The 5670-nt window shown below is 65.0% G+C and carries 7 protein-coding genes; 4 read left to right on the top strand and 3 right to left on the bottom strand.

All coding sequences use genetic code 11. From position 1 onward, the window contains the following. Nucleotides 1–69 precede the first annotated feature (69 nt). Complete coding sequence (locus EN984_RS20415) at nt 70–1341, bottom strand: DNA recombination protein RmuC (RefSeq protein ID WP_127383909.1); 1272 nt, start codon at nt 1339–1341, stop codon at nt 70–72. A gap of 103 nt (nt 1342–1444) precedes the next feature. Here EN984_RS20415 and def point away from each other — a divergent pair, with 103 nt between their 5' ends. From def to truA, 4 genes are read left to right on the top strand one after another with little or no spacing between them, the layout of a single operon-like run. Next, complete coding sequence (gene def, locus EN984_RS20410; protein ID WP_127269359.1) at nt 1445–1975, top strand: peptide deformylase; 531 nt, start codon at nt 1445–1447, stop codon at nt 1973–1975. Between the two features lie 4 nt (nt 1976–1979). Next, a complete protein-coding gene (gene fmt / locus EN984_RS20405) occupies nt 1980–2933 on the top strand; it encodes a methionyl-tRNA formyltransferase (protein WP_127271004.1) in 954 nt (317 codons plus the stop codon). After that, a complete protein-coding gene (locus EN984_RS20400; RefSeq protein WP_127271002.1) occupies nt 2930–3436 on the top strand; it encodes an N-acetyltransferase in 507 nt (168 codons plus the stop codon). Before fmt ends, EN984_RS20400 begins: the two co-directional genes overlap by 4 nt. A gap of 23 nt (nt 3437–3459) precedes the next feature. After that, the gene (gene truA / locus EN984_RS20395) at nt 3460–4230 is read left to right on the top strand and encodes a tRNA pseudouridine(38-40) synthase TruA (RefSeq protein WP_127271000.1); all 771 of its coding nucleotides are present in this window, start codon (nt 3460–3462) and stop codon (nt 4228–4230) included. Here the strand turns inward: truA and EN984_RS20390 are convergent. Further along, nucleotides 4197–4832 (bottom strand): transporter, encoded by a 636-nt coding sequence (locus tag EN984_RS20390; RefSeq protein ID WP_127270998.1) that lies wholly within the window; start codon nt 4830–4832, stop codon nt 4197–4199. The two genes, truA and EN984_RS20390, sit on opposite strands and share 34 nt — an antisense overlap. 5 nt (nt 4833–4837) lie before the next feature. Continuing rightward, nucleotides 4838–5670: succinyl-diaminopimelate desuccinylase (gene dapE / locus EN984_RS20385; RefSeq protein WP_127383908.1), on the bottom strand; the 833-nt coding region annotated here is incomplete at its 5' end.

Below are 5670 nucleotides of genomic sequence, written 5' to 3'. Positions count from 1 at the left end.
GCACTGGCTGCCTGAATTTCAGGGCATGACCACGTTGGAGGAGCAGTAGCGCCGGTCCGGCACCGCGCCTCAATCGTCGCCTTCAACGACCCTCAGCCTGAGCTGCCCGGTTTTCGAATCGGCAACGCGCGCGCCAGTATCGACCTTCGCGGCGGGAGCCCGTGACGCTGCGTCCGCGGCGGCATCGCCGTCGGGCTGCGCGCCGAATTCCAGTGCCTCGATCTTCTGGCCGCGCTTGGTGACCTTCGACGTCGAAACCAGGATGTCGTCGATGTCCTTGGCCGACTGACCGAAATGCACCTGCAGCTTGCGCACCCGCTCGTCGACGCGCGCGACATCCTCCATCAGCCGGATGACTTCGCCCTGAATCAGGTGCGCCTGTTCGCGCATGCGGGCATCCTTGAGGATCGCCTGGATGACCTGGATCGACAGCATCAGCAATGACGGCGAGACGATGACGATTCGGGCGCGGTGCGCCTTGTGGACGATCGCCTCGAAATTCTCGTGGATCTCGGCGAACACTGATTCCGACGGCACGAACATGAAGGCGGTGTCCTGCGTCTCGCCCTGGATCAGGTATTTTTCCGAGATATCGCGGACATGGATCTCGATGTCGCGGCGGAAGGCCTGCGAGGCGGCCTTCTGCAGGTCGGCGCCATCGGCGGCGCGGATGGCATTCCAGGCCTCGAGCGGAAACTTGGCGTCGATGGCCAGCGACGGCGCGCCGTTCGGCATCTTCACCAGGCAGTCAGGACGGCTGCCGTTCGACAGCGTCGCCTGGAATTCATAGGCGCCGTGCGGCAGGCCGTCGGCGACGATCGCCTCCATGCGAGACTGGCCGAAAGCACCGCGCGTCTGCTTATTGGAGAGGATCGCCTGCAGCTGCACGACCTGGCCGGCGAGCGACTGGATGTTGCCCTGCGCGACATCGATGATGGCCAGCCGCTCCTGCAATTTGGCCAGGCTCTCATGCGTGGATTTGGTCTGCTCGGTCATGGTCTGGCCGAGCCGGCCGGTCATGGCGTCGAGGCGCTGGCCGATCGACTGCGTCAGCTCCGCCTGCCGTGCGCCGAACACTTCGGCGATGGCGCCCATACGACCCTGCATTTCGGCCTGCTTTTGCAGAATGCCGGCCATCCGCACTTCCGCATCGCGGGCATGATCGGCGGCTTCCGCAGCCGCGACGGCGCGCGCCTTCGCCGACCGCCACAGCGCAATGACCAGCGCCACGAACAGGGCCAGAAACAGCAAAGCGCCGAAGGCCAGCGCATGGCCGAGCGTGACGGTTGTGGCGCCAAGCCGGGCGACAGGTTCGGAAAGGATGGTGCTCAAATCATTCATGTGGACAGCATAAACGATTCGCGCTGCCGGCACAGATCAAAACGTGAACGAGCCTCCAGCCTACCGGTTGACGCTTTTCTCTGGAGGTCTTAGGTGGAACGCCATGTCGATCAAGCCGCTCATCATCCTTCCCGACCCCATCCTGCGCCAGGTTTCCAAGCCGGTGGAGCGTGTCGACGCACCTTTGCGCAAATTAGCCGACGACATGCTGGCGACCATGTATGACGCGCCGGGCATCGGATTGGCGGCAATCCAGATCGGCGAGCCGCTGCGCTTGCTGGTGATCGATCTGGCCAAGGAAGACGAGACGCCGGCGCCGCATGTCTTCATCAACCCGGAAATCCTGGAGAGCGCCGACGCGCGCTCGGTCTATGAGGAAGGCTGCCTGTCGATCCCGGATTATTACGCCGAGGTCGAACGCCCGGCCTCCGTGCGGGTCAAATATGTCGACCGCGACGGCAAATTGCAGGATATGGAGGCCGAGGGCCTGATGGCCACCTGCCTGCAGCATGAGATCGACCACCTCAATGGCGTCCTGTTCATCGACCACATCTCGAAGCTGAAGCGCGACATGGTGGTGAAGAAATTCAAGAAGCTTGCCAGGGACAAGGCGCCGGGCAAGCTGGCGGGATAGGGCCATGCCCCTTCGCGTCATCTTCATGGGTACGCCGGAGTTTTCGGTGCCGACTTTGCGCGCGATCGCCGAGGCTGGCCATGAGATATCAGCCGTCTATACCCAGCCGCCGCGCGCCGCAGGGCGGCGCGGGCTGGAGTTGACGCCATCGCCGGTGCAGCGCGAGGCGGAGCGGCTGGGCATTGAAGTCCGGGCGCCGGTTTCGCTCAAGGGCGAGGCCGAGCAGGCCGCTTTCCGTGCCTTGCAGGCCGATGTCGCCGTGGTCGTCGCCTATGGCTTGCTGCTGCCGAAGGCGGTTCTCGAGGCGACCCGGCTCGGCTGCATCAACGGCCATGCGTCGCTTCTGCCGCGCTGGCGCGGTGCCGCGCCGATCCAGCGCGCCATCATGGCCGGCGACCTGGAAAGCGGCATGATGGTGATGCGCATGGAAGAGGGGCTGGACACCGGCCCGGTCGGGCTGGTTGAAAAATGCGCCATCGAACCCGATATGACAGCCGGCGATCTGCATGATCGGTTGATGAGTGTCGGTGCTGCCTTGATGGTGGAAGCGCTGGCGCGACTGGAAAGGAATACCCTGACATTCACCACACAAGCTGTGGATGGGGTGACCTACGCCAAGAAAATCGATAAATCCGAGACTCGCGTGGACTGGACTCGCTCAGCAAGTGAGGTCCACAATCATATTCGCGGCCTGTCACCCTTTCCCGGCGCGTGGTCGGAGATAGGAATTGGCGGCCGCCAGGAGCGGCTGAAACTGCTTCGCTCGACGCTGTCGCAAGGCCTGTCGCTTTGGGAAGAGTTGGGCGAGTCGGGAGGAATTCTCGATGACCGGCTGACGGTCGCCTGCGGGGCAGGCGCGATCAGGCTGGTCGAAGTTCAACGCGCGGGCGGAAAGCCCGCTGCCGCGTCGGAGTTCCTGCGCGGGGCCAAGATCGAAAAAGGACTGAAATTCTCATGAGCATGATGTCGATACGCGCGGCAACGCCGCGGGATCGCGAGGCCATCCGCCTCGTCGAGGAACACGCTTTCGGCCAGCAGGCGGAGGCCGGTCTGGTCGACGCGCTGGTGACCGGCGGCGACGCTGTTGCCGAACTGGTGGCGGAAGAGGACGGCCAGGTGGTCGGCCACATCCTGTTTTCGCGGCTGTTCGTCCAGAATGGCGGCAAGACTTTCGCGGCCGTGGCGCTGGCACCGCTGGCGGTGGAGCCCTCGTTCCATGGCAGCGGCATCGGCGGCGCGCTGATCCGCGAGGCGCATATCCGCCTCAGGGATGCCGGCGAAACGCTGGCCGTGGTGCTCGGCGACCCCATCTATTACGGGCGTTTCGGATATAGCCACACGCGTGCCGAGAACTTCGAGAGCGAATACCAGGGCGAAGCGCTGCAGGCGCTGGCCTGGGGCGACGCGCCTGAGGCCGGCACACTGGTCTACGCCTCCGCCTTCACCGCTCTCGCCGCGTAGGCGAGAGCGTATAGCCGCCCGGCATGCCGCGTTTTCGCCTCGACATCGAATATGATGGCAGTCTGTTTGCCGGCTGGCAGCACCAGGCGGATCAGCCTTCGGTGCAACAGGCGATCGAGCGGGCGATCGAAAAATTCTGCGGCGAAGCGATCCGGCTGCGCGCCGCCGGCCGCACCGATGCCGGCGTCCATGCGACCGCGCAGGTGGCGCATGCCGACCTCGCCAAGGCGTGGCCGGGCGACAAGGTGCGCGATGCAGTCAACGCCCATCTGCAGGCGGCCGGGGCGCGCATCGCCATCCTGAAAGCGACGGTCGTCTCCGACAGCTTCGACGCCCGCTTCTCGGCCATCGGCCGCCACTATCTCTACCGCATCCTGAACCGCCGTGCCCCGGCCGCGCTCGACAAGGGCAAGGTCTGGTGGGTGCCGAAGCGGCTCGACGCCGGCGCCATGCACGAAGCGGCGAAAGTCCTGCTGGGACGGCATGATTTCACCACCTTCCGCTCGACCCAGTGCCAGGCCAACAGCCCGATCAGGACGCTGGAACGGCTCGATGTGAGCCGACAGGGCGACATGATCGAGGTCAGGGCTTCGGCGCGCTCGTTCCTGCACAATCAGGTACGTTCGATGGTCGGCTCGCTCAAGCGCGTCGGCGACGGCGGCTGGACTGCGGCCGACCTGAAAACGGCGCTCGAGGCGCACGACCGCGCCGCCTGCGGACAGGTGGCGCCACCCGACGGGCTGTTTCTCACCGGTGTCGATTATCCAGTCGAGACGAGCCCGGACAGGCTCTGAACTCCGGCATCGTCCGGCACGGTGATGCCGAGCAGCGTCTGCAGGCCGAACAGCACCAGCAGCGAGGCGATGAACATGCCGACGAAAACGGCGGTGCCGACCGATGCGCCCCTGCCGATCGTGGCGTTGGTCATGCGCCAGGTCAGCACCATCGACAGGGCAAACAGGAACAGCGACACAAGACTCGCAGCCTGGCTTGCGGACGACAGGAAAAGCCGGATCAGCGCCGAGGGCAGCATCAGCCAGGCGGTGATGGCCGAAGCCCAGTTGCTGGCGACGACGTAGTGGACGAAGCGGCCGCCTATGCCGGCGCGCGGCGCGATCAGGGCGAGCGCAATCAGCGGCAGCACCCAGGAGCCGATGTCGACCGTCGCCAGGCGCACCAGCATGCTGAAGCGGCCCGCGAAGGCGTCGGGATCGCCGAGTTCGTTGGCGATGCCGACCCAGCCGACGATCAGCGCCGGTGCAGCAACGACAATGGCGAAGAAGGAATTCCAGAAGCCGTCGGCCGACAGGTCGAGCAGGCGCAGGCCGTCGGCCTTGCCGAGCATCAATCGCCAGGCGCCCGTCAGCGAAGCTTGGGTTTCGTCCGCCGAAAGCATGCTGTTCAGCCCTGTCCGAACCAGTCTTCTATGAAGCGCTGGTAGATTTGCGTCAGCGTTTCCAAATCGGCAATGGCGACGCGCTCGTCGACCATATGCATTGTCTTGCCGACCAGCCCGAACTCGACCACCGGACAATAGTCCTTGATGAAACGCGCGTCGGACGTTCCACCGGAGGTCGACAGCGTCGGCTCCTTGCCGACCGCCGACTTGATCGAGCCGCGCAGCGTTTCGATAAGCCTGTCGTCGCGGGTCAGGAAGACATGGCTCGGCCGGTCGCGCCAGACGAGCTCGTAGTCGACCGGCGTCTTCTTGCCCTGCCGGTACTTCCTGCGCCTGGCCGCCTGGTCGAGCCGGTTGTGGATCTCGGCCTGCAGGGTCTCGTCCGTCCAGGTGTCGTTGAAGCGGATGTTGAAGGTCGCGGTCGCTTTGGCCGCAATGACATTGGTGGCGGGGTTGCCGACATCGATGGAGGTGATCTCCAGATTGGTCGGCTGGAAATCCCTGGTCCCCTTGTCGAAAACCGGATGCAGCAAGGCGTCGACCAGGCTCATCAGCCCGCGCACCGGATTGTCGGCAAGCAGGGGATAGGCGACATGGCCCTGGCGGCCATTGACGGTGACCGCGCCGGACATCGAGCCGCGGCGGCCGATCTTGATCATGTCGCCGAGAGCGTCCGGATTGGTCGGCTCGCCGACGACAGAGGCATCCCATTTCTCGCCCCGCGAAGCCGCCCATTCGAGCAGCTTCACCGTGCCGTTGATGGCCGGGCCTTCCTCGTCGCCGGTGATCAGCAGCGAGACCGACCCTTTCGGACCGCCATTGGCCTCGACATGGC

It is taken from the genome of Mesorhizobium sp. M7A.F.Ca.CA.004.12.1.1 (assembly GCF_003997835.1).
Lineage (GTDB): Bacteria > Pseudomonadota > Alphaproteobacteria > Rhizobiales > Rhizobiaceae > Mesorhizobium.
This window is presented reverse-complemented; position numbering and strand designations above follow the sequence as displayed.

Excerpts from the sequence above, each read along its gene's own strand:
- def (WP_127269359.1), top strand. The coding sequence starts at position 1,445 with ATGTCGATCAAGCCGCTCATCATCCTTCCCGACCCCATCCTGCGCCAG.
- fmt (WP_127271004.1), top strand. The coding sequence starts at position 1,980 with ATGCCCCTTCGCGTCATCTTCATGGGTACGCCGGAGTTTTCGGTGCCG.
- truA (WP_127271000.1), top strand. The coding sequence starts at position 3,460 with ATGCCGCGTTTTCGCCTCGACATCGAATATGATGGCAGTCTGTTTGCC.
- EN984_RS20415 (WP_127383909.1), bottom strand. The coding sequence starts at position 1,341 with ATGAATGATTTGAGCACCATCCTTTCCGAACCTGTCGCCCGGCTTGGC.
- EN984_RS20390 (WP_127270998.1), bottom strand. The coding sequence starts at position 4,832 with ATGCTTTCGGCGGACGAAACCCAAGCTTCGCTGACGGGCGCCTGGCGA.
- EN984_RS20400 (WP_127271002.1), top strand. The coding sequence starts at position 2,930 with ATGAGCATGATGTCGATACGCGCGGCAACGCCGCGGGATCGCGAGGCC.